Source organism: Corallococcus sp. AB032C, from assembly GCF_003668935.1.
GTDB lineage: Bacteria > Myxococcota > Myxococcia > Myxococcales > Myxococcaceae > Corallococcus > Corallococcus exiguus.
In genome coordinates, this window is the sequence record NZ_RAWP01000008.1 from 38,412 (window position 1) to 65,308 (window position 26,897).

The following is a 26,897-nucleotide window of genomic DNA, read 5'->3' on the forward strand; positions in this document are numbered from 1 at the left end:
CGTCTACACCGGGACGGGCCGCCGCGTCAGTGCGTCGCTGCGCTCACCCAGGCCCGTTTCCGTGAGGTGGCGGGGGCGAGGACAGCAGGCCGTCCAGCACGCCGTAGGCGTAGAGCGCCGCGAAGGCGTAGGCCCCCACGAGATAGGAGACGTTGAAGGCCCGGGCCGTGGGTGCGTCCTGGGCCGAGTAGCGGCCGTCCGGGCCGCGCAGGGACAGGGCCACGCCCAGGGAGACCGCGGACACGGCGAACGTCGTGCCCTGCCCTACCGCGAGCGCGGTGCCCTTGGAGCGCTGGCCGTGCACGAGGTGGCCCACGCCGAACGGCACCAGGTACCAGCCTCGCGAGGCCGCGCGGGATTCGACCAGCACGGGAGCGGCGGTGGAGGCCGTGTTCCCGGGCAGGAGCACGGGCGGGCGGAGCCGGGCGGCGCGCAAGGCGATGCGGTCATGGCGCTGCGCGCGCACCCGTTCGATGAAGGCGATGAAGTCCGGCGGATACACCAGGGGGTCCAGCTTCGCGTCGGGGTCGAGCGCGAGCCCCTCCACGGCCTCGTGCTCCGCGCGGGGCAGGTCCTCCTGGGCGTGGAGCGTCGCCGCGAGCAGCAGGTGGGCTTCCGCCTCCTCCCGGGGATGGGAGAGCCGAGGGGGCTGGAGCAGGGCCTCCAGCGCGGTCCGGGCGCGGGGCAGGTCGCCGGACTGATAGGCCTCGCGAGCGGGGCCCAGCGGAGAGGACGCCGCGAGCAGCAGGGCGACGATGGCGGTCTTCATGGAGCGGCCCCCAGCACGACCGTGGTGTGGGTCCCCGCCACCGCGTCGAGCGATTGCCTCAGCACGTGGCCTCCCGGGTCGCGGACGGACAGGAGGTGTGCCCCGTGCGAGAGCTTCAATGGGTCGCGCAGCGGGGCCTCGCCCACCTCCACGCCGTCGACGAAGACGCGGGACGCCGCGGGCGCGACGAGGGTGACCTCCGCGTCGCGCACCCGGAGGGAGACTTCACGCGAGACGGTTGCGCCGGCAGCCACTTCGAGCACTTCCTCGACGGGCTCGCACAGGGGGTTGGCGAAGCGGAGCCGGTGCGTGCCGGGAGACAGCCGCAGCTCGCGCAGCCGAGGGGTGTAGCCCCGGCTCTGGCCGTCCACGAACACCTCGGCCCAGGGGCGTGTCGCCACCGTGAGCGTCGCGAAGTCCCGGGCCTCCGGTACACGGACGGGCAGCTCGTCGCCGGGGGGCTCCGGAGACACGGGCCGTTGCAGAGAGTCCTGGGCGGGGCGGGCCAGCGGCGCTGGCGCTGCCCGAGGCGACCTGCCCGGAGCCTCCGGACGCGCGCCCCGGACCGGCGTCCCGGCCGCCGCCTGAGGCAAGGGACGCGAAGGTCTTTGCGCTGAATCAAGGCGGGCGACGGCCACGGACGGGGCGGAGGCCTCGCTTGTGGCGGGCAGGCCAGCGCCGGGCGGTGCCGAGGCCGAGGCGGCCATTGTCGCAGTGGCGTCGTCACCGGACGCGAGCGCGGCGGAGACGGCATTTGTCGCAGTGGAGTCGTCACCGGGAGCGAGCGCGGCAAGGTCCTCCGACGTGGCAGGCGAGCCCGCAGCAGGAGCAACTGGCACGGCGGTCTGCACCGTTGCATCCGAATCCGTCGCGGGCGCGGACGCCTGCCCCGTGGCCACCGCCGGACTCCTGGCGCCACCCGCGCGCCATGTCCATGGCCCCAACCCGCCCGACACCGCCGCGAGCACCAGGGCCGCCAGGAACGCCCGCTTGTGCTCCGCCCACGAGCGCGGGAGCGCCTCCCACGCGCTCCGGGCGAGCCCCTTCCTCATGGGCCGCGAGCGCAGGAGCGCCAGCACCTCGGGGGCTCCGGGCCGGAGCGCCAACGCGGCGTTGAGACACCGGGCAGCCCGGGCGCCCTGCCCCGCGGCGAGCAGCGCACGGCCTTCGCCCAACAGCCGCTGGAACCGGTCCTCGCGCCAGCGGGCCACGCAGGACTCCGGAGCCTGGAAGAAGGCACGCGACGCTTCGGCGGGAGCCCCGACCCACGGCCGCAGCACCGCCTCCAGCGCATGGGCCAGCGCCCCACCCTCCCCGGGCCTGTCACGCGCATCCCGGGCAAGACACCGCGCGACCAGCGCCGACAGGGGCGCGGGCGTGCCCGGCGCGGCCTCCACCAACGGCGGCGCATCGCGGGTCATCACCGAGACCGCCAGCCGGGCACTGCCCTCCCCTGCATGGGGCGTCGAACCGGTGCACAGCTCGAACAACACGACGCCCACCGCGTAGACGTCCGACGCCGGGGACCACGCCCCGGTATCCATGCGCTCCGGCGCCATGTACGGCAGCGAGCCGATGACGGCGCCAGTGCTCGTCAGCCGGGCCTGATCCGCCAGCGCGGCGATGCCGAAGTCCGCGAGCTTCAGCGGCCCTCCACGCGCCACGAGCACGTTCTCCGGCTTGACGTCCCGGTGCACCACGCCGCGCGCATGCGCCGCGACCAGCGCGCGGGCCAGCTCCCAGCCCAGCAGCGCGACGGCCTCCGGCGGCAATGGAGCCAGGCGCCGCGCCAGTTCGCGCAGGTTCTCGCCTTGCACCCATTCACAGACGAGGAACGGGCCGCGCACGGCGTCCTGGCCAAAGTCATGCACCGCCAGGACATTGGGGTGCTGGAGCGAGGCCACCACCTCCGCCTCCTGGCGGAAGCGCTCGGTGAAGCGGGCGTCCAGGCCCGGGTGCAGCACCTTCACGGCCACGCGGCGGGACAGCCTGAGGTCGAGGGCGAGGAAGACCGTCGCCATCCCGCCCCGCCCCAACTCCTGCTCCAACTGGTAGCGGCCGGCCAACAGTTCGCCCGTCATCGCGCGCGCAGTCTAGGAAGCGGGATCCGCGCGATCAAACCCCCGGGCGCCCTCACTGCTGGCACACGCGCAAGGTGGAGCCGGGGAGCTGCACGCACGTGCCTGCCTGTCCCCCGGGACACTCCGCATCCGACCGGCAGGGTTGGTGACACGTCTTCCCACGTCCCAGGTCCGCGCAGAAGCCGCAGCGGGCGCAGTCCATGGAGGTCCCGCAGGAGTCGCCCAGGTGCTCGGGGGGCAGGCCCTCGCAGGTCTCGACGCACAGGGACTCCGGAGCCGGTGAGCATTGGTAGCCCGTGGGGCAGCCCGGGTCACAATCGCGTGTACAGCGTCCCTTCACGCAGTACGCGAACGTCGAACAGGCCAGGGGGTCGGAGCAGGGCTCGGTGAGGCGGGGGCCCGATTCGCATTCCCTGTAGACGTCGGAGCAGCGCTGCCCCTCGGGACACTCCCGGTCCGCGGCGCAGGAGCGCACGCAGGCGTCTCCCAAGCAGCCGGCGTCCAACTCCTCACGCACCTGGATGTCGAGCGGACACCCCGGGGCCACGAGCAGGACCAGCAGCAGGACCGAGAGCGGGAAGCGCATGGTGATCAGCTGCGAGGATAGGGGAGCCGTCCTCACTCCTCTTCCCCCAGGTATCGGAACACGGAGCGCACACCGATGCCCAGGGCCCGGGCCGCCTCCTTCTTGCTGCCTCCGCTGCGGGCAATGGCCTCGCGCACATAGCGCAGCACGAAGGCATCGCGCGCTTCATCCAGGGACACCAGCGGCGCCGTGTCCGCGGCCAGGTCCAGGTCCTCGACGCCGATGAGCTCCCCCGACGCCAGGATGGCCGCGCGCCGCACGCGAGACACGAGCTCGCGAACGTTGCCCGGGAAGGGATGACCACGCAGGGCCTCCGCCGCCTTCTGCGTGAAGCCCCGCGCACGCGCCCCCTCCTGCTTCAGGACATGGTGCGCGATGAGCAGCACGTCCTCACCGCGCTCCCGCAGCGCGGGCACCTCCAGGCGCACCTCGTCCAGCCGGAAGAGGAGGTCCTCCCGGAAGGCCCCCCGCGCGACGAGCGCCTTCAACGGCTGATGCGTGGCGGCGACGACCCGCATGTCGACCCTGCGGGGACGCTGCTCGCCCAGCCGCGTCACCTCGTGCTCCTGGACGACGCGCAGCAGGCGCGACTGGAGCGGCAGCGGCATGTCTCCAATCTCATCCAGGAACAGCGTGCCCCCATCCGCCGCCTCCACCAGCCCCGCGCGGTCGGAGGTCGCGCCGGAGAACGCCCCGCGAACGTGGCCGAACAGCTCACGCTCGATGAGGGACTCCGGAAGCGCCGCGCAGTTGATGGCCACCAGCCGTCCGCGCCGGCCGCTCCGCCGGTGAAGCGCGCGGGCCACCTCCTCCTTCCCCGTGCCCGTCTCCCCCTGGATGAGCACGTGCAGGGACGTGGGCCCCAGGCGTTCCACCTGCCGGTAGAGGTTCCGCATGACCGGGGACTCACCGATGAGCCCTTCGAACGTGGCCGCGGCGATGCGCTGCGTGAGGCTGTCCACCTGGGCGCGCAGCTCCGTCAGCTCCCGCGACGTGGCCAGCAGCAGCGCCGCGAGCGACGACAGCGCCATGGCCTCCTCCAGGTCGCGGGTCGAGAACGGAGGGCTGCCCAGGCGCCGCCCCAGATACACCGCGCACAGGGGCGCGGAGCCCGCGCGAAGTGGCAGCACGAGGGCGGACGTCAACCGCAACGCCAGGACACTGGGAGCCCCCGCGAGCGCCGCATCCGCCGCGATGTCCGGCACCAGCACCGGAGCCCCTGAGCCCACGACTTGATCCACCAGACTGTCCACCACGACGGAAGACGGCACGGATCCGGTGGCCCCCAGCACCTGCCGCCGGTTGCCCTCCACCGAAACGAGGACCCCCACGTCCGCGGCAGTCACGTCCGCGATGCCCCGCAGCGCGGCCTCCAGCAGCTCCGACGCAGGCCGCTGCACGAGCAGCCGCGAAGCGAAGTCCGTCAGCACGCCCAACAGGCGCGAGGACGTCGCGGGAGCCTCAAGACGAACCGGACCTTCCGAAGCCGTCAGCGTGAGCGAAGCCTTGCCAACGCTGAAGGCCTCCCCCGGCTCCAGCGGCGCCAGCTCCACGCGCCTGCCACGAACCCGGACGTCACAATCCGGCCCCGCGGCGGACACCGTCCACCCACGAGCATCGCGGAACAGCAGCGCATGGCTGCCCTTCACCCCCGGTGCGGAGAGGACGACGTCGCACGCGGGCTCGGAGCCCACGGACACCACCGGCTTCTCCAGCGCGAAGGAACGGCCGTCCTGGAGAGTCAGGAAGAAGCGCATGCGGTGAACGAGTCCAGGACGGCCCCCGCCGCTCACTCCTTCGTGAGGTCGTAGACCTCCTGGATGCTGTGGAGCGTCTGGACGAAGTCCAGCTTCAGGTCCTGGAGGATGCCGTTGCGCAGGTCGAACACCCACGAGTGCACGACGGGGAAGCCCCGCGCCAGGTAGGACTTCTGCACGGCGGCCGTCTTGATGATGTTGATGCTCTGCTCCAGGACGTTGAGCTCCACCAGCCGCTCATAGCGCTTCGTCTCGTCCGCGATGCCGTCCAGCTCCTGCTTGTGGAACCGGTACACGTCGCGGATGTTGCGCAGCCAGGGGTTGAGGATGCCCAGGTCCTTGGGCTGCATCGCCGCACGCACGCCGCCGCAACCGTAGTGGCCGCAGACGATGATGTGCTTCACGTCCAGCTGCCGGACGGCGTAGTTGATGACCGACATCACGTTCAGGTCGACGTTGTTGACCAGGTTCGCGACGTTGCGGTGCACGAACACGTCACCCGGCGCCAGCCCCATGATCTGGTTGGCGGGCACGCGGCTGTCCGAACAGCCGATGTAGAGGAAGTCCGGCTGCTGCGACTTCGACAGCTTGGTGAAGTAGTCCGGATCCGTGCGGAGCTGTTCCTCCGCCCAGAGCTTGTTGTTCTCGAAGATCTTGTCGTAGGGCGTCACGTCCAGGACGGTCGCACGAGCAGGCCCCACCGTCGAGCGGTCACTTCCTCCAGTGTTCACGCGCGGCCACGAAGCATCCAGTCCCAGTACAGGCGCGGCAGTCCGTACTTCTTGAGCAGCCACAGGTCGCGGCGCTCCACGAAGGTGTTGATGAACGGCAGGCTCGGCGCGGGCCGGCCCTCGTAGTCGAACTCGGCGAGCAGCATCCGCCCATAGCCCGTCACCAGCGGGCAGGACGCATAGCCGTCGTATCGCGCGGTGGGCTCCCGCCCCTCCATCACGGCCACCAGGTTCTCCACGAGCACGGGCGCCTCCGCCCGGACAGCGGCGCCCGTGCGCGACGTGGGCAGGTCGCTCGCGTCTCCAATGGCGAAGACGTTCGGGTGGTCGGGGTGCTGGAGCGTGTGCTTGTGCGCCTTGACCCAGCCCGCGTTCGGCCCGTCCGGATGCGCCAGCGCGCTGCGCTTGATGAAGTCCGGCGCGCTCTGCGGCGGCGTGACGTGCAGCAGGTCATACCCCACCGTCACCACCTCCCGGCGTCCGTCGCGCGTCACCGCGAAGAGCGCCTCCCGCGTGTGCGCGCGCACCTCCACCAGGTCGTGGCCGAAGTGCGTCTCGATGCCGTAGCGCTCCACGACGCCCTCCAGCACCCGCGCGAAGGGCTGCACCGCGAAGAGCACCTTGCCCCCCGAGCCGAACACGACCCGCGACTTCCCCGCGAGCCCGCTCCGGCGCAGGTGGTCCGCCACCAGGTACATGATCTTCTGCGGCGCCCCCGCGCACTTCACCGGCGTGGCCGGATGGGTGAACAGCGCCGTGCCGCCCTGGAACGCCCGCACCATCTCCCACGTCTTCGGCGCGAGCCGGAAGTCGTAGTTGCTGGACACGAACGGCGTCTTCAGCGCCTCGCGCAGGCCGCGCACCTGGTCCCAGTCCAGCTGGATTCCCGGAGCGACCACCAGGAAGTCATAGGTCAGCCGCGCGCCTCCGCGCGTGAGCACCTGCTGACGGACGGGGTCCACCTCCTCCGCCCGGTCCTGGATCCACCGCGTCCCCTCCGGGATGTAGTCCGCCTCCGGCCGCACGGTGCTCGCGATGTCCGCGGCGCCCGCGCCCACCAGCGTCCACAGCGGCTGGTAGAAGTGCTGCGCCGAGGGTTCGACCACGGCGACACCGCGCACGCCCTTGCGCCGCAGCCGCGCCGCGACCGTGATGCCCGCGGTGCCGCCGCCGATGATCAGCACCCGATGGTGCTCGGAGACGGACGAAGGCTTGAGGGATGGGGACGCCTCGAGGCGCGCGGACAAGTGAGCGGTCATGAGAGCACGCCGCGAGCCTGCCCACGACAACCCCACCGCGCCAGCTGCCCTGCGAGGCGAGTGCGCGTTGGCGAGACCACATCAAATATCGAAGGACGTCCCTTTCTCGGAGCCCGCGTTCCGGCGGACACTCCGTGCGATGCGCTGAATCCCCCGCTCCGCCGGCGGCCCCCGTGCAACGGAGATTCCGACATGCTCTTCCGCCAGCTCTTCGACTCCGAGTCCTCGACCTACACGTACCTCATCGGTGACGAGGCCACGCGTCAGGCCGTGCTCATCGATCCGGTGCTGGAGCAGGTGGACCGCGACCTGCGGCTCGTCAGCGAGCTGGGGCTCGTCCTCTCCCACGTCTTCGACACCCACGTGCACGCGGACCACTTCACCGCGTCCGGCACGCTGCGGGAGCGCACGCAGTGCCAGGTGGTGGCCGGGACAGGCGGGGCCCGGTGCGCCGACATCCAGGTGCGGCACGGAGATACGGTGCACGTCGGACAGTGCACCTTCCAGGTGCTCGCCACGCCGGGCCACACGGACGACAGCGTGAGCTACCTGCTGGGCGACCGCGTGTTCACCGGGGACGCCCTGATGGTGCGGGGCAACGGCCGCACCGACTTCCAGAACGGGAGCGCGAGCCAGCTCTACGACTCCATCACCCGCGTCCTCTTCCAGCTCCCGGACGCGACGCTCGTCTACCCCGCGCACGACTACCACGGGAACACGGTGACGAGCATCGGCGAGGAGAAGCGCCACAACCCGCGGGTCGCGGGCAGGAGCCGCGAGGAGTTCATCGAGGTGATGAACAACCTCCACCTGCCCCACCCCAAGAAGATCGACCTGGCCGTCCCGGCCAACCACGCCTGCGGACGGACTCAGGGTCCGGCGCCAGAAGCCTGACCTCAGGCCGGCTTCGCCAGCGCCGCGTCAATGGCCTGGACCAGGCGCGGATCCTCCGCCGTCACATCCGGAGCGAAGCGGCCCACGACGCGGCCATCCCGGCCGATGAGGAACTTCTCGAAGTTCCACTGCACCTCCGGCTTCGGGTTGGCTTTGATGCCGTAGCCCTTGAGGTTCGCGCGCATGGGCCCGTCGCCCGTGGCATCCGGGATGGCTCCCGTCAGCGCGTGGTAGAGCGGGTGCTTGTCCTTCCCCACCACGGAGATCTTCGAGTACAGCGGGAAGGTCACGTCGTACTTCAAGGTGCAGAACTGCTGGATCTCCGCCTCGCTGCCCGGCTCCTGCCCATTGAAGTTGTTCGCGGGGAAGCCCAGCACCTCCAGGCCCTGCCCCTGCCGGCTCGCGTAGAGCTTCTGCAGGCTTTCGTACTGGGGCGTCAGGCCACACTTGGAGGCGACGTTCACCACCAGCAGGACCTTGCCCTTGTGCTGACCGAGCGTCCGGGGAGCGCCGTCGATGCCTTTGAGGGGGATGTCGTAGAGGTTCTGGCTCATTTTCACTCCTTCTGAGGGGGCGGCCACTCTAGCCCAGGCCCGCCAGGGGGTGGCCCCGGGCAGGTCCGGCAAAGTGCCAGCCCCGGTGTGGTGATTTGCGGCGGTCGCGGCGCGATGCAAGGCGCCGGCCCCTGGAGGGAACGGCTGGCCCGAGCCTTGCGTTGTGTGGACTCCCTCGCACTCCATGCACCGCCTCCTCGCCCCCCTCGTCCTCCTGCTCGTTGCCCTGGCCAGCGTGGCGGGCGGAGCCGTGTGGTTCATCCAGCGCGACCGGCAGGCGCTCGTGGAGCAGTTCGGGCGCGACCGGCAGGCCCAACTGGAAGAGGCCGCCAGTGGCGTCGCCCGGTCGCTGGAGGACCTGGGGGACAACCTGCGCTTCGCGAGCGAGCTGCTCGCCCAACCCGGGTCCGCCGGAGACCATCACAACGAGCTGCGTGCCCTGTTGGAGTCCGTGGGCCAGTACCGGGCCATCGCCGTGCTGGGTCCGGACGGCGAGGAGCGGCTCTTCCTGGTCGACCACAAGTCGCGCCACCTGCCGAGGGAGGCCGTCCACCCTCCGGCGCTCGCGGACACCGCGCGGCAGGCGCTCACGGCCCCGGTGGGGCACGTCATCCCCTCGCCCCCCATCGAAGGCGCGTCCTCCGGGTGGATGCGCGTCTTCGCCATCCGCATCGACTCGGACACGCCCGGGGGCGGAGGCGTCGTCGCCATCCTCGTGGACACCGAACCCATCTTCGCGCCGCTGCGCATGGTGACGGTGGAGGAGAACACGCGCCTGCTCCTCCTGGGCGCCCACGGCACGCCCGCGCCCATGAGCGACCCGTCGCTCGCGTCCTGGCACCGGCGGCTGGGTGAACCCGAGGGGAAGCTCGTGCCGGGCTTGCGCACCCTGGTGGCGCGGATGCGCGCGGGAGCGTCCGGGTCGCTGCGGATCAACGAGGCGGAGGCCTCGCGCCTGGGCCTGGGGTCCGCGGACGCGGTGGCCACGTTCCGTCCCCTGCGCATGCGAGGCGAGGCCTCCTGGTCCGTGGCCACGCTCTCCTCCACCAGCGCCCTGCGCGCCCACGAGCGCACCCTGGTGCTGCGCCTGTCGTTGGCCGCGCTCCTCGTGGCGGTGTTCCTGGTCGCGTTCGGGATCTACGTGGTGCTCGCCAACCGCCGGGAGGTGGCGCTCCAGGAGAGCCTTCGCCACGCCGCGAAGTTCGCGCACCTGCATGAGAAGACGCAGAAGATCCTCGACCACATCCCCACGGGCATCCTGGCCCTGGACCGCGAAGGCCGCATCAGCGCCGTGAACCAGGCCTTGCGCGCGCGCCTGCCAACCACCGCCGTGGGGAGCACCCTCCCGGAGGCCTTCCCCACCGCGCCCACGGCCGCGGTGCAGCGGCTGACGGCGCTGGTGCTGGCCGCTCGGGACAAGGGCGCCGTGCGCAGCCTGCACGGCGAACCGCTCAGCCTCTTCAACGAGAAGGACCAGTTCAACGTCCACGCCGTCCCGCTGGAGCACGGCGACGGAGAGGCGAGCACGCTGCTGGTGCTGGAGGACCTGAGCAACGTGCGCATGCTGGAGGACCAGCTCCTGCGCGCGGAGAAGCTGGCCACGGTGGGCGTGCTCGCCGCGGGCGTGGCCCATGAAATCGGCACGCCGCTGGGCATCATCCGGGGCCACGCCGAATACATGCTCCAGAAGGTGGGCGGCGTGGAGCACCCGCAGGGCCGGGGCCTCAACGCCATCGTCACGCAGATCGACCGGGTGAGCCGCATCATCCGCCAGCTCCTGGACCTGTCGCGCCTGCAACCCGCGCGGGCCGGCGTCGTCCCCCTGGCGCCGCTCGTGCGGGGCCTCCAGGAGCTGCTCGACGTGGAGGCCGAAAGGCGGCACGTCCACTTCGAGCTGGACGTGCCCGAGCGGCTGCCCAGCCTCGCGGCGGACGCGGATCAACTCCAGCAGGTGCTCCTCAACCTCGCCCTCAACGCCTGTGACGCGTGCAGCCCCGGAGGCCACGTGAGGCTGAGCGCCACGACGTGCATGGCGGGAGACACCCCGGCGGTGGAGATCCGCGTCCAGGACGATGGCCGGGGCATCGCGCCGGAGCACCTGCACCAGGTGTTCGACCCCTTCTTCACCACCAAGAAGCGAGGCCAGGGCACGGGCCTGGGCCTCAGCGTGGTGGCGCAGATCGTCCGCAACCACGGTGGCCAGGTGGGGGTCGAAAGCGAGCCCGGCCGAGGCACCGTCTTCACGCTGCGGTGGCCGGTGGCCGCCGCGCCTGGCTGGGAGGAACGGCATGCCGTCTAGTGCGCGCATCCTCGTGGTGGATGACCACGAGGAGATGGGACAGATGTTGAAGGAGCCCCTCACGGACGCGGGCTACCGCGTGGACCTGTCCACGGGCGGGGCGGACGCCATCGCCCAGCTGAGGGCCCGCGTCTACGACGTCGTCCTGTGCGACCTGCGCATGGAAGAGGTGGACGGGCTGGACGTGCTCGCGGCGGCGCGCCGGCACGACCCGGAGCTCCCGGTGCTCCTCATGACGGCCTTCGGCGCGGTGGAGAGCGCCGTGGAGGCGATGAAGCGCGGCGCCTACCACTACCTCACCAAGCCCTTCCGCCTGGACGAGGTGCTGCTCCACGTCGGGCGCGCGCTGGAGTCCCGGCGCCTGAGGACCGAGCACCGCGACCTCAAGCGCCAGGTGGCCCTGCGCGGCGGCCTGGGCTCGCTCCTGGGACACAGCGTGCCCATGCGGACGCTCTACGAGCTCATCGACCGCGTGGCGGCCTCGGAGGCGCCGGTGCTCATCCGTGGCGAGAGCGGCAGCGGCAAGGAGCTGGTCGCCAGGGCGCTCCACTCCGAAGGCCACCGGAGCCAGGCCCCCTTCGTGGCGGTCAACTGCACCGCCCTGCCCCACGCCCTGCTGGAGAGCGAGCTGTTCGGCCACATCAAGGGCGCCTTCAGCGGCGCCACCACCACGCGCCGGGGCCTCTTCGTGGAGGCGGACGGAGGCACGCTCTTCCTCGACGAGATCGGGGACATGCCCCCGGAGCTCCAGGCGAAGCTGCTGCGCGTCCTTCAGGACGGCGAGGTGCGCGCCGTGGGCGCGGATGGCTCGCGCCGGGTGGACGTGCGCATCCTGGCCGCCACGCATCAGGACCTGGACGCGCGGGTGAAGGAAGGCCGCTTCCGGGCGGACCTCTACTACCGGCTCAACGTCGTCTCGCTCCGGGTGCCGCCGCTGCGCGAGCGCACGGAGGACATCCCGAACCTCGCGGAGCACTTCGTGGCGCAGGCCCGCGCCCGCAATCCGCGCTCCTCCGTCACCGCCCTGGCCCCGGAGGTCGTGGCCACGCTCTCGCGCATGCCCTGGCCCGGAAACGTGCGGGAGATGGAGAACCTGGTGGAGCGCCTGGTCGTCCTGGGAGCGCAGCCCACCGTGGACCTGGCCCAGCTGCGCCTGCACACCTCGGAGGCCGCTCCGGAGGTCCACCCGCTGGCCGCGGCCCACGGACAGGTGGTGCCGCTGAGACAGCTGGAGGGTGAATACATCGCGTGGGTGGTTGCCCGCTGTGGAGGCAACAAGACGCGCGCGGCGGAGCTGTTGGGGATTGATGTCTCCACCATCCACCGCAGGGAGAAGACCGACAGCGGCGTTTCGCAACGCTAGAACGACGCGCTTTGCGAGTCATCGCGCCACCGAGCGCGAGACTCCAGGCGGAAGGACCGCGGCACAGCCCTTGCTCATGTATCAGGGCATGAACCGAACCCACCTGGTCCTCCTACTGTCAGTGATTGGCCTCACCGGTTGCGCGAGGCGCGCGGCCAACACGAGCACCGCCGACGCGGCGACCCACGCGCCGGCCCCCACCGCCAGCGACCGTGGCAACGCGGCGCGGCCCACGCCCGACGACGCGGAGCAGGCGCTCGCGGCGCTCAACGCCGCGCCCATCTACTTCCCGCTCGACTCCTCCATGCTCCCGTCGGAGGCCACCGACGAGCTGTCGCGCATCGCCCAGGCCCTGCGTCAGCGAAGCCTCGCGAAGGTGACGGTGGCGGGTCACACCTGCGAGCTGGGCACGACGGAATACAACATCGCGCTGGGTCAGCGCCGGGCCGCCAGCGTGCGCGCCTACCTGGTGAACCTGGGCGTCGAGCCCGGGCGCATCTCCGTCATCTCCTACGGAGAAGAGCGGCCCGCGGACGCGAACGCCCCGGAGAAGAATCGCCGCGCGGAGTTCTCCTTCCGCCTGGCCGAACAGGCCCGCGCCGGCGAGCTGTAAGCCTTTTTCGAACCCTCACCGCGACCCCACTCACATGAGCTCCAGCGAAAACGCCCCCCTCCCGCCGTCTGTCATTCGTTCCCTGCGCTGGCCCCTGGGTATCGCCGCCGTCGTGGCGCTCCTGGGCGGTTCGAGCTACTTCTTCCTGCGCACGCCGGAGCCGACGCCCGCCCCCACGCCGACAATCGCCGAGCCCACGCCCCCGGCGCCACCTCCGCCCCCGGCGGTGCAGCTCTCCGGCACCGACTCGCGCGTGAGGGAACTGTTGAAGGGACTCTCCAGCGACACGGACTACGCGCGCTGGCTGTCCTCCGAGGACCTGTCCCGCCGCTTCGCCGCGTCCGTGAACCTGGTCGCCGAAGGCCAGAGCCCGCGCATGCCGCTGTCCTTCATGGCGCCCGCCGGGACCTTCCGCGTGACAAAGCGTCATGGCCACACGGTGACGGCGCCGGAAAGCCATACCCGTTACGACGGCGTGGCCCGCGTCATCACCTCGCTGGACGCGAAGAAGGCGGGACAGGTGTATCAGGAGCTCAAGCCGCTGCTGGACGCCGCCCACGCGGAGCTGGCCCCGCCGGGCCGGAGCCTGGATGCGACCCTGTCGCAGGCCATCGGCCGTCTCACCCGCGTCTCCGTGCCCAAGACGCCTCCAGAGCTCATGACGAAGGGCGCGCTCTACGTCTACGCGGATCCGGACCTGGAAGCGCTGGGCGCGGCGGAGAAGCACCTGCTGCGCATGGGCCCGGAGAACATGCGCAAGGTGCAGGCGAAGCTCACCGAACTGGCCGCCGCCCTGGGCCTGCCGTCGGCGCAGCAGGCCCGCGTGCCGTGAGCCATGATCCCCCGAGGGGCCCCCGCGACTACTGGGACTTCAGCGCGGCGTCCATGTGCCCCGCGCGCATGGCCTGCTTCGCGCTGGCGTCGGGTTCGGAGCGCAGCGTGATCTGGACCTTCTTGATGGTGCCCGTGAAGGGCACCCCGTGCGCGTAGGGTCCCACCGCGGCCCCCGTGTCATCGCCCACGTCGAACGTCTCTCCGCTCACGGAGAAGAGGAAGGGAACCGTCTTCTCGATTCGCCCCTGGCCCGCGATGCGGCCATTGACCCACAACCGCGCGGTCCCGCCCCGGCCCAGCCCACCGCCGTCGTAGTCGAAAGTCAGCTTCAACGTGACGTCTCCGGGTGGCAGCGCGTCCGCGCACTCGACGGCGTACGACTCATGCCCCATCCAGTTGTAGAAATAGACGGGCTTCCCGTCGTGGACGGAGAGTGACCAGCCCGCCATGTTTCCTCCCTGGCTGACGATGACTCCCTCCGCCACGCCCTCGGGAATCCGCAACTCGGCGGTGAGGTCGAACGACGTGTTCTTCACGTTCACCGTGGCCAGCTCCGGCATTCGGACGTTGTCCCGGTAATAGGTCACCGTCGTCCGGCCTTCGAGCAGGCTGGGCCGGTTGCCAGGCAGCGCTCGCTGCATGGTCTCGTCGTTGAGTGGATAGACGTCGTACTTGCGCGCCTCCTGGTCGAAGAGGGCCTGCAGGTGCGCGAGCTTTTCGGGGTACCTCGCCGACAGGTCCTCGCCCTGGCTGAAGTCGTGGGCAATGTCATACAGCTCCCACCGCTCCTGGGGCCCGAAGGGCAGGGATTGGATGCGCACCCAGGGCAGCCGTCCGTGGAAGCACGACGCCATCCACCCGTCGTGGTAGAGGGCCCGGTTGCCCAGGATCTCGAAGTACTGCGTCACATGGGTGCTCGGGGCGTCCTTCTGGCTGAAGGTGTAGAGCATGCTGACGCCCTCGAGGGGCTTCTGCCGCACGCCGTTGACCTCCTCGGGCGCCGGGATGCCCGCCGCCTCCAGCACGGTGGGCCCGATGTCGATGAGGTGATGGAACTGCGAGCGCAGGCCGCCCGCGTCCTGGATGTGCCGGGGCCAGGACACCACCAGCCCGTTGCGGGTGCCTCCCAGGTGGCTCGCGACCTGCTTCATCCACTGGAAGGGCGAGTCCAGCCCCCAGGCCCAGCCCACGTTGTAGTGGTTCTCACACCGGGGAGAGCCGAAGTCCTCCATGTGCTCGAGCAGCCATTCCGGATCCTCGGGGATGCCGTTCTGGTACGACGGGGAGCTCCAGGCGCCGTGCGGGGTGCCCTCCGCGCTCGCGCCGTTGTCCCCCACGATGTAGACGAAGAGCGTGTTGTCCCAGGCGCCCAGGTCCTGGATGGCATCGACGACCCGGCCAATCTGCGCGTCCGCGTGGGCCAGGAACGCGGCGTAGACCTCCATCAACCGCGAAGCCACCGGCTTGTACCGGTCCGGGTACTCCGCCCAGGAGGGAATCTGCTCCGGGCGCGGCGTCAGCTTCGTGTCGGGAGGGATGACGCCCAGCGCCAGCTGCCGCCGCCAGGTCTCCTCGCGGAGCGCGTCCCAGCCCTGGTCGAACTGGCCCTTGAACCGGTCAATCCACTCCCTCGCCACGTGGTGGGGATTGTGGCCCGCGCCGGGCGCGAAATAGACGTAGAACGGCTTGTCCGGCGCCGCTGTCTTCTGGTTGCGGATCCACCCGATGCACTGGTCGGCCAGGTCCTCCGTCAGGTGATAGCCCTCGCGGCCCCGGTAGGGCGCGACCGGCGTGGTCTGATCATAGAGGGCCGGCTCCCACTGCGACGTCTCTCCGCCAAGGAAGCCATAGAACCTCTCGAACCCGAGCCCCGTGGGCCAGCGGTCGAACGGGCCCGCGGCGCTGACCTCCCACATCGGCGTGCAGTGCCCCTTGCCGAACCAGGCGGTGTTGTAGCCGCCCTGTCGCAGCACCTCCGCGGTGGTGGCCACGCTCTTGGGGATGGCGCTGTCATAGCCAGGCAGGCCCGTGGCGATCTCCGTGAGCGCCCCCATGTGAGCGCTGTGGTGGTTGCGGCCCGTCAGCAGCGCGGCGCGGCTGGGCGAGCACATCGCCGTGGTGTGGAACTGGTTGTACCGCAATCCCTGTCTGGCCAGCGCCTCCAGGGTGGGCATGGGAATGGGGCCACCGAAGGTACTGGAAGCGCCGAAGCCCACATCATCCAGCAGCACGATGACGACGTTCGGAGCACCCCGGGGCGGCAACAGGATGGATGGCTTTCCGGGCTGCATGTCCGCCGCCGGGGCCACCTTCGCGCCGCCGGGGCGTGTGTCGTCCTTCTTCTCGTGTCGGGCCATCGCGAGGCGCTCCTGTGAGGGGTGGGGGGTGGGGGCATTCAGGCCGCTCGCGTCACGGCGGGTCGACCGCGACGTAGGTCACGTCGGTTCCGGAATAGCGGGGCTGGTACCAGGTGCTGCCGCGGTTCTGGTACGTGACGTTGTGGGAGACGATCGTGTCGCACGAGGGGGCCAGCAGCGAAACGCCTCGTGCCGTGCGCATGGGAAATGACTCCTGGCTCAGTCCGGCTGGCGCGGCCGGGCCTTCGCGCCCTCGAAGTCGATGCGGTGGGAGTCCTTCGCCGGGACGAACGCGAACGCCGCGTCATCAAGCCGGGGCCAGCTGCTCCTACGCATTCCCATGGACTCCCACCTCCTGCTGTCAGCGGGCGACGGCCCCCATCACTGTGAAACTGAGGACGCGGAGCGCCGGTGCAAGACCGGGCGCCGGAGGGCAAGCAAGGCGAAGGGGGCGGTCCCCCGGCTTCCATGCGTGACGCGCCACCTGGGGTGGATGCCCACGCGAAGCAGCCTTCCTGCGCGCCCCTTCCGGCCCTGCCGCCTCGACCAGGACTTGTAGGGGACGAGGGCGAGCGCCCGGACGAGGACGAAGAGGCCCACCACCGCCGCCGCCTCCATCACCTGGACGCCCGGATAGGAATGGACGACGAGGCTCATCGCGAGCCCCGGGTTGCCCAGCGCGGCGGCCAGCGCCACCGCCCTGCGGTCCTCGGGCTTGGGCCTGCCTGCCCAGTGTCCCAGGAAGGCCGCGGCGGACACCGTTCCCGCCAGCGCCAGGGCCGAGGACATCCCCAGGTCCTTCAACCGGGGAGCAGCCAGGAAGAGGACGAGCCCCGCGGTCACCAGCAGGAGCACGCTGAACAGCCGGTGCACCCAGACGGCCAGCACCTCCGCCGCGTGGGGAAGCAGGGCGCGCACAGCCATGCCAGCCACCAGCGGCGGGACGAGCTTCACGAGCACGAGCCCGAGCACCCCGGAGGGACTCGCCTGAAGGTGAAACCCTCTCAGTCCATCGAGCGCGGCGACCCAGAGGGGGACGCTGACGAGCGAGCAGAGCGCCAGCAGCAGCACCAGGTTGAGCGAGGTGGTGACGCTCGCCCGCAGCGCTTGCGCCTGCTTCACCTGGAGGGGAGCACCGGGGCAGATGGACAGGAGGACGAGCGAGCCCGCCGCCACGGGCGGGAGACGGAACAGCGCGACCAGGGCGTAGGCGACGAGTGGAACGGCGACCAGCGCCACCGCCAGCGCCCGCCCATACAGCGCCGGACGCTGGAAGATCCGCGAGAGGCCGCCGGCCCCTTGTGCCAGCCCGGCGTGAAACATGAACAAGACGACGACGTGGGACAGCGCGAAGCCCCCCAGGGCTTTCAACATGGCCGTTCCCCTCCACGTCAACGGTGCACCCGCGGCCTGGGGATGAACAGTCCAGGGTCCGACGCGTGGCCGCCGGCACGAAGGTGTCCACCAACGACGTGGTCAACGCGACGCTGCGGTGTTGCGGCGCGCGGACCTATGGAATTCGAGCGTCACCGAGCTGGCCGTGCGCAACCGCGCCGTGGTGGCCGCCTACGGCCGGACGCAGCTGCGGGACGACCTGCGCTGGGCGGACTCCTGGCGGCGCAATACGAGCCAGGGCAGCGTGTATCACCCCTGGCTGCTGGGAAGAGACCGCGTCTATTCCTCCAACTGGACCAGCGCCAGATCCAGGCCTGCACGTGGACGGGCTGCGCACCGACGCTCATCTTCGGTCCCGCGGAGTGGATGTGGCGTTCGCTCACACCTACGGCCGCCTTCAGCCCCTGCGCTGATGCTGCCTGGCCAGGACTGAAACCCATGAACGGCTGCACGCCCGCGTCAGCGCGGCGGGTGACATGCCTTCGCACGGTCTGGTTGCTTCGCCGACTGGCAGGAGCCGCACCCACGGCACAGCTTTGGGATTGCCATGGACGTCCCCGCCTCGCTGCTCGACTTCTCGCTGGTCCAGGAAACCTCGCTCGACCGGCGGCACCGCTTCGCCCGTCTCGACCGGATTTCGCAGCCCGTGCGCATCCTCGGCCTGATGCTGGTGACCTGGCTGCCGCTCCTCGCCCTGTCGCTCCTGGAGGGCGGGCCGATGGCACGCGCCTTCCTGCGCAACATGGCGACCCATGTCGAGTTCCTGGTGTCCCTACCGCTGCTCATCGCGGCCGATGGATACATCGACATGCGTCTCGCGACGGCCGTGCGCCATTTCGTCATCTCGGAGCTGATTGATGCGCAGCACCTGCCCCGCTACGAGTCCATTGCTCGCGACGTGATGCGGGGGCGGCGAAGCGGCGTCATCGAGGCCGGGTTGCTGGTCGCCTCCTTCGCCCCGTCCTTCATACACGTGCCCTACCTGCCGAACCGTCCGGACTGGCTCCATGCGGAGCCCGGGGGCCCGCTCACCCTGGCCGGGTGGTGGTACCTCGCGGTGAGCATGCCGATCATCCGGTTCGTGCTCCTGCGCTGGCTGTGGCGGGGGGTCCTGTGGGCGACGTTCCTGTTCAAGGTCTCCAGGCTGCCGCTCGCTCTCGTGCCCACCCATCCGGACGCGGCGGGCGGCCTGGGCTTCCTGGGCACATGCCAGGCCAGCTTCTCGGTCATCGTCCTCGCGTTGGCCTCCACGCTCACCGCGCAGCGTCTGGCGCACACCTCCACCGCGAACTTCACCGGCTACGCCATTCACCTGTCCGCCTTCGCGATCATCTGCCTTGCCGTCGTCTTCTCGCCTCTGATGTTCTTCTTCCGTCAGCTCCTGCTAGCGAAGCGAAGGGGGGACCATGCCTACTCGGGCGTGGCGGCCTGGCACTCGCGGCGTTTCGAGCAGCGGTGGTTCCACCGCGAGCTACCCGAGGGGCTGGACCCGCTGGGCGCGCCCGAGTTCTCCTCACAAACAGACCTGAATACGTCCTTCACCACGGCGCGCGGCATGCGCTGGTTCCCGGTGGACATCCGCGCCGCGCTGGCCGTCGTCGCCGCGGCCATGGCGCCCATGGTGCCCCTGCTCCTCGCCGACCGGCGCTTCATCGAGGTGTTGCTGGAGCTCGGCAAGAGCGTGCTCTGACGCCGCGGCACCGTCCTCAGAGCAGGATGTCGGTCCCCACGGAGATCGTCGGACCCGTCTGTCCGGCGGTGTAGAAGCCGAAGCTGGACCCGGTGGGGCTGCGCTGGACGTAGATGAAGTGCAGGTTCAACCGCCAGCTGCGCGCGGCCATGGGGAACACGCTGACGCCACCCGACAGCTCCCAGGGTTTACGGTCGAAATCGTCGAACACCAGGGAGCCCGTGGAGTACACGCCCACGTATTTCGGGACGACCATGTACATGGCCTGGACGAAGAAGCCCTGGTCGAAGATGGAGTCCTGCGGCACCGGCCCGGTGGTCAGGAAGTCCGACAGGCGGCGGAAGAAGTACTCCCCCTGGAACGTGAAGCCGCGGTACTTCGCCCCGACGTCGAACGCCAGCACCTGGTAGTTGAGCTTCTGGACCGTCACGCCATCCGCGAGCGCGCCCTCCTCGAAGGCCAACAGCCCATCGGAGAGGCGGATCTGCGTCTCGTTGGGAGGCGAGCCCAGCTGGTTCGCCCGGTCTTCCCGCGCATGCGCGGCGGAGATTCCGAAGCGCGTCGCCACCCGCGGGTGCTCCTCGAAGTCCGCCAGGCCACCCCGCAGGCCATACTCGCCGGTGGTGGGCATCCACGAAATGGAAGCGCTGTAGGCCAGGTCGCGCGAGTCATTGCTGGCGGTGATGCCCAGCTGGCTCAGGTTCGTGTTCACGGAGACCGTGTAGAAGAACCGCGAGAGGGGCTCGCCCTTCAGCCACACCGCGGAGGAGAACCCGCCGCGAAAGAACTCCTCACCCATCTGCCGGTCGCTGGAAGCCCAGAACGGATGGGAGCCCTGCATCGACCGCGAGGTGAGCGTGGGGCCGATTCCGGCGCCCAGCGTGAGGGCCTTGTTGAACTTGAACTGCAGGTTGCCGAAGGCCAGCGTCTGCTGCGTGGTGGGCAGCGACCAGACGGTCACCGTGTAGCTCAGGCGCGGATGCAGCGCGAAGCCCGAGAACCAGATCATCGTGCGGTGCCAGTTGATGTCGTTGCGGGTCTTGACCTCGTGCTCGCGTCCCAGATGGTCGATGAAGGTCTGTTCCCCCGGCAGTTGATTCACATAGCGCACCAGCCCGTAGAGGCTGATGTTCAGGCTGCCCCAGTCGGTCTTCAGCAGTTGAAAGCCCCGGGCCGGCGTGAACTCGCCAGCGACGGTGTTCTCCGCGGGATCCAGGTCCTGGTCATCCACGGGGGTCGTGTCCGCCGGTGGAGTGACCGCGGCATCATCCTGGGCCCGGGCGCGCAAGGGAATGAGCGCCAGCGCACCCGCGAGCAGCACCAGCAGGGTCGCGAGACAGCGTCGACGGAAGTGCGGGGACATGGCGCGCTCAGGGAGAGGCAGCGGGGGTTCGTTGAGAGCGCTCCCACGCGCGGACCTTCAGCCGGGCCGCGTCGAAGAGCCGCGCGAAGTTGCCCTGGAGCAGCTTCGCGCGGGCCTCCGGGGTCAGCAGCTCCAGCATGGGCGCGTACTGCGCGTAGACGCGCAGGTACTTGGACTGGTTCTCGGGCGAGACCTCGTCGGTGCCGAAGAGGAAGCGCTCCGGATACCGGTTGATCATCTCCGCCACCCTCCGGGTGCTCTCCGGAGTGGCCACCGCGTACTTGGCGACCTCGGACCAGGAGATGTCCATGGACACGTGTCGAAGCTCCGGGTCCGCCAGGAGCGCCTCAATCAGCTCGAGGTGATGCTCCACCGGACGCACCACCCGGCCGACACCGACGTGCGCCCAGATGATGGTCGTCTTCGGATGCCGCTTGAACAGGGCCTTGATCTGCTCCAGATGGACCGGCGTCGACCCCTCTTCCGCGAAGGGAGCGTCCAGGTCGTTGTGCAGGAGCACCACCAGGCCCACCTCGCCGGCGAAGTCCAGGACTCGGTCGAGGGCAGGGTCGGTCAGGCTGGCCACCTCGCCCGCGACCTTCGAGGAGACGAACTCCTTGTGGATGGTGAACTCGCCAACGCCGCTGAACACGCCGGGATAGACCGTGAGCACCCGCCGGATGTGATCCGCCGCGTACATGTCCGTCGGATTGAAGCCGGTGATCATCGGCTCGAAGCGCGCGCGCTGTTCCTTTGGCAAAGACAGGTATGCGTTCGCGATGAACGCATCCGTGAAGGAGTAGTAGTAGAGCGGCGCGTCGGTCTGCAGGTAGTAGGTGGGCGCGGCGTTCCCTGACACGCGGTAGGACCACTGCTGCTGCAAGGGGATGCCGAACAGCGTGGCCCGTCCGACCTTGTCCCCCATCACGCGCAGCAGGTGGCGGATGTCGCAGCCTTCCTGGACGTAGTTGGTCAGGTGCACGTGGGAGTCATTGAAGAGGAAGGACCGCTTGGGGGTCTGAGCCACGGCGTCCGCGGCCAGGAGCAGGCCCAGCGCGAACCACGGACACCACGGCGTCTTCGATCTGGGCGGTCGAGCCATCGCCGGCCTCCGGGCAGGGAGACGCACGCTATGCATGCCCATCCCTCCAGGGAGAGCTGCCCCCGGGTGCATGAGCGATGTCTGGCGGGCGGAGGGGCGCACGTGAAGTCCCCTCCCCCAAGGCTGTCCTACCGTCGATGGAGAACTAGGTTGCGCCGTGAAGGGCATTCACAACGGGAGGAGCCCCCATGCTCGCAGGCAACCAGGGTCGCTGGAGCGTTCTACTGGTGGCAATCGCCGCCATCACGATCACGACGAGCGCTTCGGCACAAGCGACCGCGACCGGGCTCCCCACCGACGCGGAGTTCCAGTCCGCCATGAAGCGGGCCTATTCAGCGAACAAGGGAGTCACCGAAGGCAAGAACGCCGACTACATCCCGGCGCTCGCCAAGGTCGACCCGAAGCTGTTCGGCATCGCCATCCTCACGGTGGACGGAAAGGTCTACTCCATTGGAGACACGGACCACACGTTCTCCATCCAATCCATCTCCAAGCCCTTCATGGCGGCGAAGCTGATGTCGGAGATGGGAATCCAGAAGGTGGAGGACAAGCTGGGCGTGAACGCCACCGGCCTCCCCTTCAACTCCATCGAGGCGATTGAACGGAACAAGCAGCAGGAGGAGCCGCCCACCGGCAATCCCCTGGTGAACGCGGGAGCCATCGCCACGGTGGGGAACCTGAAGGCCGCCAACGCGGACGCGCGCTGGAACAGCGTCAGCCGCACCCTCAGCGCGTTCGCCGGGCGCAACCTCTCCGTGGACCAGGAGATCTACAAGTCCGAGGCGGAGACCAACACCCGCAACCGCTCCATCGCGGACCTGCTCAAGGCGTATGAAGTGATTCCCGGCAGTCCGGCGGAGGCGCTCGACGTCTACACGCGGCAGTGCTCGGTGGCGGTGAACGTGAAGGACCTGGCCGCGATGGGCGCCACGCTCGCCACGGGCGGCACCAATCCGCTCACCGGCAAGGCGGTGGTGAGTCCGGACGTCGCCGCGCACACGCTCGCGGTGATGATGACCGCCGGCCTCTACGAGGACTCCGGCACCTGGGCCTACGACGTGGGCGTGCCCGCCAAGAGCGGCGTGGGCGGCGGCATCGTCGCGGTGGTGCCCGGCAAGTACGCGGTGGCCGCGTTCGCTCCTCCCCTGGACGAAGCGGGCAACAGCGTGCGCTCGCAGCGGGCCATCGAGTCCATCGTGAAGGACCTGGGCGGCAACGTCTTCCACGTCGCGAAGCGGCCCGCGGCCCGGCCCTCCCCGCGGTAGGCGTCACTTCTCCTTCTTGAACGTGTGGTCGAACGAGTACTGCATCGAGAACTGCAGCCGGAAGTCATCGTAGATGTAGCCGCCCCGGAAGTTGCGGCGTTGTCCCCAGGAGAACTCCGGACCGAAGAAGAGGTCCTCCGTGGGATGGACCAGCACGTTCGCCAGGGCGTAATTGCCAGCGCTGAACGCAGCGTCGCCCTGGCCATTCGAGTTCACGACGTTGACGAACGAATGGCCAATCGTGCTGGTGAACAGCTCGCTCCAGGTCAAATCCAGGAAGGCGACCGTGCTCAACATCTTCAGGCCCACGCCCTCGACCGGCTTCGCGGATCCGGCCGGGTTCAGCTTGACAGCGACATCCACCCCGGCGTCGTTCATGTAGTTCTCAATGGCTTTGCCATAGACGACCTGGAGCCGGAGCACGGCCTTCTTCCAGGGGAACTTCAGGTTCGCGCTCAAGGCGACGCCCGCCCCCACGGTGTCCCCGGACAGGTCGATGGCGTCGTTGTTCAGGTCATCCCACCGGAGGTAACGCACGATGCCCGCCAGTTGCACGTGACCGAAGCGGCCGCTGTACCGGTAGTGAGCCACGACGTCGGGCGCGGGGAAGCGCGAGGTGACGCCCTCCAACTCGATGCGCTGGGAGTAGTTGTCGACGTCCGCCGAGCCGCCCGGGCTTTCGAGGGACAGGTGCAACTCGTGCGCGGGCCCGTGGAGCGGACGCCAGCGGATCTGGGCGTTGCGGAAGAACACCATGCCGTTGGGTCCCCAGTACTCGATGGAGTTGGGGAAGACGTCCGGGTCCATGAACCCGCTCCACGTCTGACCCGCGCCGAACTGGCCGAGCTCGCCGAAAGCGTGTCTCAACCGGAACGTCGTCTGGCCCGCCTCTTTGCCAACCCCGAACAACTCCGCCTCCAGGTGGACCTTCAGGTCACCCAGTTTGGTGGGCAGGAAGCTCTTGATACCGAGCCGGCTCTGCCGGACGCCGAAGAACACGCGTCCCTCGCCGCCGAACTCACCGTCGAACGAGGGCAGCTTCGTGGGCCGCAAGACGTCAAACCAATCCTGGTCGATGGTCCCGAAGTTGTAGCCCGAGTCGGTCATCGCGAAGCCGAAGACCTCCAGCTGCGGCCCGGTGGGCTTCTCCTCTTCTTGAGCCAAGGCTGGGAGCGCGCAGAAGCAAGACGCCCACAGCCCTCCCACCACCCACCGTGCCAGTCGCATGAGAGCCCCCTTCCCCGGAGGCTCGAACCTGGAAGCAGGCGCCTGCCGCTTCAACCGTGCGCGCGGACAGCAGGAATGGGGCCGCGTTCACAGCCGGGCCGTACGTGGGGACCGTTGCGGAAGGCGGAGGGGTTTCCTCCGGGATGATCAGCAGCCCAAACTTCTCGCTGGCCACCAGGACGCAGGTGGCCAGCGGTTGGTGTGGCTTTACAGCAGGCACTTCAGGGTCGAGGGATCGCACTCGTAGCCCTGGTTGCAGTACTTCAACTCGCAACACGGCTGCTTCCAGGCACCGCAGCCCGGCTTGTTCTGGGCGGAAACATCATCCGAGACCGCATCCGTCGTGGGCGCCTGGACATCGGCAGTGATGCCTTCCGTCTGCTCGGCGTCCGCCGTCTCCGTTCCACCACAGGCCAGCGCCAGGGACAGTCCCATCACAACGAAAGCACTCTTCACGATACGCGTCAGCATCGGGAGTTCCTCTCGGTGAATACCGCGCCTGTCTGAATATCGGAAACCGGCAACTCCTTGCAATCCAGCAAGCCAAAAACCAGTCGCACGAAACATCACGTTGCATTGGGATTGAAGCCCAGGGGTAGAGCTTCACGGCGCCCTCATTATCAAACCTGGGTTCAAAGCCCATTCACGCTGTGACTCCTGGCCACCCGCGGGAGATGGGCGTACCCATCCCGGCATGAGACCGTGCAACCCGCTGCGCCTGTCATGCGTCCTCGTTGCCGTGGCCCTCCCCCTCTTCGGGGCTCCGGTGGCGGCGGCACCGGCCCAGGGAGGCCCGGAGGAGATCGCCATTTCGCGCGGCGGCTCGCGGCCCGTGGGGCTGGCGGAGACCGAGCACTTCACCGGCACCGTGCATCGGGAAGCGCTCTTCGGGGCGAGGGCGCCCGGGCGTGCGACCGGAGGCTCCGTCACCTTCGAGCCCGGCGCCCGCTCCGCGTGGCATGTCCATCCTCTGGGACAGACCCTCATCGTCACGGCCGGCACCGGGTGGATCCAGCGCTGGGACGGCCCCCTCCAAGGGTTCCGGGAGGGCGACGTCGTGCGGATCCCCGCGGGCGTCAAGCACTGGCACGGCGCCACGGCGACCACCCGGATGACCCACATCGCCATCCAGGAGGAGAGCGACGGCAAGGCCGTCACCTGGATGGAGAAGGTCAGCAACGAGCAATACGCCAAGGGCGCATCCGCGCCCCAGGGAGCCACGACCATGAAGAAGGAACCGTCCGCACTGAAGAAGCAGCTGGGCGACTTCGCGCCCAAGATGGTGCAGCTCACGGATGACGTGCTGTTTGGCGACGTCTGGGAGCGCACGGAGCTCGCGCCCCGCGACCGCAGCCTCGTCACCGTCGCCGCGCTCACCATGGGCGGCAACACCGAACAGCTGCCCTTCCACCTGAAGAAGGCCCGGGAGAACGGCGTCTCGGAGCCGGAGCTCGTCGAGGCGCTCACGCACCTGGCCTTCTACTGCGGCTGGCCCAAGGCCCTGTCCGCGATGAACGTCGCGAAGGAGACGTTCAAGACACCCGCCCCCGCGAAGGACCCGTCCCAGAAGTAGAGGATCGGCCCATGCCCCACGTCACCGTGAAGCTCTACCCCGGCAAGTCCGAGCAGCAGAAGACCCAGCTCGCCGAGCGGATCGTGAAGGACGTCATGGAGGCCCTCGGCAGCACCGAGGGCGCCATCTCCGTCGCCATCGAGGAGGTCTCCCCGACGGACTGGGCGGAGACGGTCTACCGGCCGGAGATCGCCGGCCAGTGGGACCGCCTCTACAAGAAGCCCGGCTACAACCCGCTCAAGTAGGCAGCGGGTCGTGGCCGTTCAGCGCTCCGCGAAGGCCTTCTCGGTGACGTAGTGGCCAGCCTCTCCGGGGGTGCCCTCCCGGAAGCCGCGCTCCTCCAGCATGGTCGTGAGGTCCGAGAGCATGCCGGGGCTGCCACAGAGCATCACCCGGTCGGTCTCCGGGTTCAGCACCGGCAGGCCCACGTCCTTGAACAGCTTCTCGCTCTGGATGAGGTCGGTGATGCGGCCCGTGTTGCGGAAGTCCTCGCGCGTGACGCTCGGGTAGTACGTGAGCTTCTGCTTCACCAGCTCCCCGAAGAACTCGTTGTGCGGCAGTTCGTGGAGGAAGAGGTCGTGGTAGGCCAGCTCCTCGGCCCGCCGGCAGGTGTGCGTGAGGATGACGCGGTCGAACTGCTCGTACATCTCCGGGTCCTTCACCAGGCTGAGGAAGGGCGCCAGGCCCGTGCCCGTGCTCAGCATGTAGAGGTTCTTGCCGGGGAGCAGGTGCTTGAGGACGAGCGTGCCGGTCGCCTTCTTGCTGACCAGGATGTTGTCGCCCTCCTTCAGGTGCTGCAGCCGGGAGGTCAGGGGCCCGCCGGGCACCTTGATGCTCAGGAACTCAAGGTGATCGTCGTAGTGGGCGCTCACCATGCTGTAGGCGCGCAGCAGGGGGCGGGCCTCGACTTCCAGGCCGATCATCGTGAACTGGCCGCTGGCGAAGCGGAAACCCGGGTCCCGCGTGGTGACGAAGCTGAAGAGGGTGTCAGTCCAGTGGTGCACGCGCAGCACGGACTCCTTCATGAGACTGCTCACGGTTGTTGCTCCAGAAGAGGGCCGGCGGCGTTCTAGACCACCCGAACGCGCCAGTTAACGGGCGATGTTGTGCGACAGATTCCCCCCTCCGTACCAGAGGAAGCAGCCCGGCGGGCAGCCTTGCGCTTATCGGCGGGTTCAGGTCTCC

At 69.4% G+C, this 26,897-nt stretch carries 25 protein-coding genes; 9 read left to right on the forward strand and 16 right to left on the reverse strand.

Annotated elements, in window-relative coordinates; translation table 11 throughout:
- Positions 1 to 43 precede the first annotated feature (43 nt).
- From D7X99_RS04925 to D7X99_RS04950, 6 genes are read right to left on the reverse strand one after another with little or no spacing between them, the layout of a single operon-like run.
- Entirely contained in the window at positions 44 to 769 is a 726-nt protein-coding gene (locus tag D7X99_RS04925; RefSeq protein WP_121776710.1) for a hypothetical protein, read from the reverse strand.
- Positions 766 to 2,850, reverse strand: coding sequence for a serine/threonine-protein kinase (locus D7X99_RS04930; RefSeq protein WP_121776711.1), 2,085 nt, complete (start codon positions 2,848 to 2,850; stop codon positions 766 to 768). Before D7X99_RS04930 ends, D7X99_RS04925 begins: the two co-directional genes overlap by 4 nt.
- 52 nt (positions 2,851 to 2,902) lie before the next feature.
- Entirely contained in the window at positions 2,903 to 3,436 is a 534-nt protein-coding gene (locus D7X99_RS04935) for a latent transforming growth factor beta-binding protein (protein WP_120576390.1), read from the reverse strand.
- 32 nt (positions 3,437 to 3,468) lie between these two features.
- Positions 3,469 to 5,193 (reverse strand): sigma 54-interacting transcriptional regulator, encoded by a 1,725-nt coding sequence (locus tag D7X99_RS04940; RefSeq protein WP_121776712.1) that lies wholly within the window; start codon positions 5,191 to 5,193, stop codon positions 3,469 to 3,471.
- Between the two features lie 32 nt (positions 5,194 to 5,225).
- Positions 5,226 to 5,924, reverse strand: coding sequence for a carbonic anhydrase (locus tag D7X99_RS04945; protein WP_233613091.1), 699 nt, complete (start codon positions 5,922 to 5,924; stop codon positions 5,226 to 5,228).
- The gene (locus tag D7X99_RS04950; RefSeq protein ID WP_121776714.1) at positions 5,921 to 7,183 is read right to left on the reverse strand and encodes an FAD/NAD(P)-binding oxidoreductase; all 1,263 of its coding nucleotides are present in this window, start codon (positions 7,181 to 7,183) and stop codon (positions 5,921 to 5,923) included. The genes D7X99_RS04945 and D7X99_RS04950 overlap by 4 nt, the downstream gene beginning before the upstream one ends.
- Positions 7,184 to 7,375: 192 nt before the next feature.
- Between D7X99_RS04950 and D7X99_RS04955 the strand changes: the two genes are divergently transcribed.
- Entirely contained in the window at positions 7,376 to 8,077 is a 702-nt protein-coding gene (locus tag D7X99_RS04955) for an MBL fold metallo-hydrolase (RefSeq protein WP_121776715.1), read from the forward strand.
- Positions 8,078 to 8,079: 2 nt separating this feature from the next.
- Here D7X99_RS04955 and D7X99_RS04960 read toward each other — a convergent pair whose 3' ends face one another.
- Positions 8,080 to 8,631 carry a glutathione peroxidase gene (locus D7X99_RS04960; protein ID WP_120581150.1) on the reverse strand — a complete coding sequence of 184 codons (552 nt, stop codon included), beginning with the start codon at positions 8,629 to 8,631 and terminating at the stop codon, positions 8,080 to 8,082.
- Positions 8,632 to 8,815: 184 nt separating this feature from the next.
- Between D7X99_RS04960 and D7X99_RS04965 the strand changes: the two genes are divergently transcribed.
- The 4 genes from D7X99_RS04965 to D7X99_RS04980 all read left to right on the forward strand — a co-directional run bounded on the left by D7X99_RS04965 (position 8,816) and on the right by D7X99_RS04980 (position 13,738).
- The gene (locus D7X99_RS04965) at positions 8,816 to 10,930 is read left to right on the forward strand and encodes an ATP-binding protein (RefSeq protein WP_121776792.1); all 2,115 of its coding nucleotides are present in this window, start codon (positions 8,816 to 8,818) and stop codon (positions 10,928 to 10,930) included.
- Positions 10,920 to 12,293, forward strand: a complete 1,374-nt coding sequence (locus tag D7X99_RS04970) for a sigma-54 dependent transcriptional regulator (protein ID WP_121776716.1) — start codon at positions 10,920 to 10,922, stop codon at positions 12,291 to 12,293. The genes D7X99_RS04965 and D7X99_RS04970 overlap by 11 nt, the downstream gene beginning before the upstream one ends.
- A gap of 88 nt (positions 12,294 to 12,381) precedes the next feature.
- Positions 12,382 to 12,906, forward strand: coding sequence for an OmpA family protein (locus D7X99_RS04975; protein ID WP_121776793.1), 525 nt, complete (start codon positions 12,382 to 12,384; stop codon positions 12,904 to 12,906).
- Between the two features lie 34 nt (positions 12,907 to 12,940).
- The gene (locus tag D7X99_RS04980) at positions 12,941 to 13,738 is read left to right on the forward strand and encodes a DUF3014 domain-containing protein (RefSeq protein WP_121776717.1); all 798 of its coding nucleotides are present in this window, start codon (positions 12,941 to 12,943) and stop codon (positions 13,736 to 13,738) included.
- Positions 13,739 to 13,766: 28 nt separating this feature from the next.
- On the opposite strand, the gene D7X99_RS04985 is transcribed toward D7X99_RS04980, so the two are convergent.
- From D7X99_RS04985 to D7X99_RS04990, 4 genes are read right to left on the reverse strand one after another with little or no spacing between them, the layout of a single operon-like run.
- The gene (locus tag D7X99_RS04985; protein WP_199756320.1) at positions 13,767 to 16,097 is read right to left on the reverse strand and encodes an arylsulfatase; all 2,331 of its coding nucleotides are present in this window, start codon (positions 16,095 to 16,097) and stop codon (positions 13,767 to 13,769) included.
- A 52-nt stretch (positions 16,098 to 16,149) separates the two neighbouring features.
- Positions 16,150 to 16,299, reverse strand: a complete 150-nt coding sequence (locus D7X99_RS42670; RefSeq protein ID WP_158626927.1) for a hypothetical protein — start codon at positions 16,297 to 16,299, stop codon at positions 16,150 to 16,152.
- Positions 16,300 to 16,316: 17 nt separating this feature from the next.
- Positions 16,317 to 16,439 (reverse strand): hypothetical protein, encoded by a 123-nt coding sequence (locus tag D7X99_RS44210; RefSeq protein ID WP_255429218.1) that lies wholly within the window; start codon positions 16,437 to 16,439, stop codon positions 16,317 to 16,319.
- Between the two features lie 39 nt (positions 16,440 to 16,478).
- Positions 16,479 to 17,471: a hypothetical protein gene (locus D7X99_RS04990; protein WP_121776718.1), complete on the reverse strand. Its 993-nt coding sequence runs from the start codon at positions 17,469 to 17,471 to the stop codon at positions 16,479 to 16,481.
- A 568-nt stretch (positions 17,472 to 18,039) separates the two neighbouring features.
- Here D7X99_RS04990 and D7X99_RS04995 point away from each other — a divergent pair.
- Entirely contained in the window at positions 18,040 to 19,182 is a 1,143-nt protein-coding gene (locus D7X99_RS04995) for a hypothetical protein (RefSeq protein WP_121776719.1), read from the forward strand.
- Between the two features lie 16 nt (positions 19,183 to 19,198).
- Here D7X99_RS04995 and D7X99_RS05000 read toward each other — a convergent pair whose 3' ends face one another.
- Together D7X99_RS05000 and D7X99_RS05005 are read right to left on the reverse strand one after the other, a co-directional pair.
- Complete coding sequence (locus D7X99_RS05000) at positions 19,199 to 20,545, reverse strand: hypothetical protein (protein ID WP_121776720.1); 1,347 nt, start codon at positions 20,543 to 20,545, stop codon at positions 19,199 to 19,201.
- 7 nt (positions 20,546 to 20,552) lie between these two features.
- Positions 20,553 to 21,647: an amidohydrolase family protein gene (locus D7X99_RS05005; protein WP_121776721.1), complete on the reverse strand. Its 1,095-nt coding sequence runs from the start codon at positions 21,645 to 21,647 to the stop codon at positions 20,553 to 20,555.
- Between the two features lie 188 nt (positions 21,648 to 21,835).
- Between D7X99_RS05005 and glsA the strand changes: the two genes are divergently transcribed.
- A complete protein-coding gene (gene glsA / locus D7X99_RS05010) occupies positions 21,836 to 22,912 on the forward strand; it encodes a glutaminase A (RefSeq protein WP_121776722.1) in 1,077 nt (358 codons plus the stop codon).
- 3 nt (positions 22,913 to 22,915) lie between these two features.
- Here glsA and D7X99_RS05015 read toward each other — a convergent pair whose 3' ends face one another.
- A complete protein-coding gene (locus tag D7X99_RS05015; protein WP_121776723.1) occupies positions 22,916 to 24,139 on the reverse strand; it encodes a DcaP family trimeric outer membrane transporter in 1,224 nt (407 codons plus the stop codon).
- Between the two features lie 207 nt (positions 24,140 to 24,346).
- Positions 24,347 to 24,610, reverse strand: a complete 264-nt coding sequence (locus D7X99_RS05020; protein ID WP_121776724.1) for a hypothetical protein — start codon at positions 24,608 to 24,610, stop codon at positions 24,347 to 24,349.
- Between the two features lie 268 nt (positions 24,611 to 24,878).
- Here D7X99_RS05020 and D7X99_RS05025 point away from each other — a divergent pair, with 268 nt between their 5' ends.
- A complete protein-coding gene (locus D7X99_RS05025) occupies positions 24,879 to 25,712 on the forward strand; it encodes a carboxymuconolactone decarboxylase family protein (protein WP_233613092.1) in 834 nt (277 codons plus the stop codon).
- Positions 25,713 to 25,723: 11 nt separating this feature from the next.
- Entirely contained in the window at positions 25,724 to 25,957 is a 234-nt protein-coding gene (locus D7X99_RS05030; RefSeq protein ID WP_121776725.1) for a tautomerase family protein, read from the forward strand.
- A gap of 18 nt (positions 25,958 to 25,975) precedes the next feature.
- Here D7X99_RS05030 and D7X99_RS05035 read toward each other — a convergent pair whose 3' ends face one another.
- Positions 25,976 to 26,737 carry a ferredoxin--NADP reductase gene (locus tag D7X99_RS05035; RefSeq protein WP_121776726.1) on the reverse strand — a complete coding sequence of 254 codons (762 nt, stop codon included), beginning with the start codon at positions 26,735 to 26,737 and terminating at the stop codon, positions 25,976 to 25,978.
- Positions 26,738 to 26,897: the final 160 nt, after the last annotated feature.

What these genes read in the sequence shown, in the direction of transcription:
- D7X99_RS05035 (WP_121776726.1), bottom strand. Translation starts at nt 26,737, where the DNA reads ATGAAGGAGTCCGTGCTGCGCGTGCACCACTGGACTGACACCCTCTTC.
- D7X99_RS05015 (WP_121776723.1), bottom strand. Translation starts at nt 24,139, where the DNA reads ATGCGACTGGCACGGTGGGTGGTGGGAGGGCTGTGGGCGTCTTGCTTC.
- D7X99_RS04925 (WP_121776710.1), bottom strand. Translation starts at nt 769, where the DNA reads ATGAAGACCGCCATCGTCGCCCTGCTGCTCGCGGCGTCCTCTCCGCTG.
- D7X99_RS04970 (WP_121776716.1), top strand. Translation starts at nt 10,920, where the DNA reads ATGCCGTCTAGTGCGCGCATCCTCGTGGTGGATGACCACGAGGAGATG.
- D7X99_RS04955 (WP_121776715.1), top strand. Translation starts at nt 7,376, where the DNA reads ATGCTCTTCCGCCAGCTCTTCGACTCCGAGTCCTCGACCTACACGTAC.
- D7X99_RS04935 (WP_120576390.1), bottom strand. Translation starts at nt 3,436, where the DNA reads ATGCGCTTCCCGCTCTCGGTCCTGCTGCTGGTCCTGCTCGTGGCCCCG.
- glsA (WP_121776722.1), top strand. Translation starts at nt 21,836, where the DNA reads ATGCTCGCAGGCAACCAGGGTCGCTGGAGCGTTCTACTGGTGGCAATC.
- D7X99_RS05005 (WP_121776721.1), bottom strand. Translation starts at nt 21,647, where the DNA reads ATGGCTCGACCGCCCAGATCGAAGACGCCGTGGTGTCCGTGGTTCGCG.
- D7X99_RS05000 (WP_121776720.1), bottom strand. Translation starts at nt 20,545, where the DNA reads ATGTCCCCGCACTTCCGTCGACGCTGTCTCGCGACCCTGCTGGTGCTG.
- D7X99_RS42670 (WP_158626927.1), bottom strand. Translation starts at nt 16,299, where the DNA reads ATGCGCACGGCACGAGGCGTTTCGCTGCTGGCCCCCTCGTGCGACACG.
- D7X99_RS04980 (WP_121776717.1), top strand. Translation starts at nt 12,941, where the DNA reads ATGAGCTCCAGCGAAAACGCCCCCCTCCCGCCGTCTGTCATTCGTTCC.
- D7X99_RS04995 (WP_121776719.1), top strand. Translation starts at nt 18,040, where the DNA reads ATGGACGTCCCCGCCTCGCTGCTCGACTTCTCGCTGGTCCAGGAAACC.
- D7X99_RS04975 (WP_121776793.1), top strand. Translation starts at nt 12,382, where the DNA reads ATGAACCGAACCCACCTGGTCCTCCTACTGTCAGTGATTGGCCTCACC.
- D7X99_RS05030 (WP_121776725.1), top strand. Translation starts at nt 25,724, where the DNA reads ATGCCCCACGTCACCGTGAAGCTCTACCCCGGCAAGTCCGAGCAGCAG.
- D7X99_RS04985 (WP_199756320.1), bottom strand. Translation starts at nt 16,097, where the DNA reads ATGGCCCGACACGAGAAGAAGGACGACACACGCCCCGGCGGCGCGAAG.
- D7X99_RS44210 (WP_255429218.1), bottom strand. Translation starts at nt 16,439, where the DNA reads ATGGGAATGCGTAGGAGCAGCTGGCCCCGGCTTGATGACGCGGCGTTC.
- D7X99_RS04960 (WP_120581150.1), bottom strand. Translation starts at nt 8,631, where the DNA reads ATGAGCCAGAACCTCTACGACATCCCCCTCAAAGGCATCGACGGCGCT.
- D7X99_RS04930 (WP_121776711.1), bottom strand. Translation starts at nt 2,850, where the DNA reads ATGACGGGCGAACTGTTGGCCGGCCGCTACCAGTTGGAGCAGGAGTTG.
- D7X99_RS05020 (WP_121776724.1), bottom strand. Translation starts at nt 24,610, where the DNA reads ATGCTGACGCGTATCGTGAAGAGTGCTTTCGTTGTGATGGGACTGTCC.
- D7X99_RS04940 (WP_121776712.1), bottom strand. Translation starts at nt 5,193, where the DNA reads ATGCGCTTCTTCCTGACTCTCCAGGACGGCCGTTCCTTCGCGCTGGAG.
- D7X99_RS04950 (WP_121776714.1), bottom strand. Translation starts at nt 7,183, where the DNA reads ATGACCGCTCACTTGTCCGCGCGCCTCGAGGCGTCCCCATCCCTCAAG.
- D7X99_RS04990 (WP_121776718.1), bottom strand. Translation starts at nt 17,471, where the DNA reads ATGTTGAAAGCCCTGGGGGGCTTCGCGCTGTCCCACGTCGTCGTCTTG.
- D7X99_RS04965 (WP_121776792.1), top strand. Translation starts at nt 8,816, where the DNA reads ATGCACCGCCTCCTCGCCCCCCTCGTCCTCCTGCTCGTTGCCCTGGCC.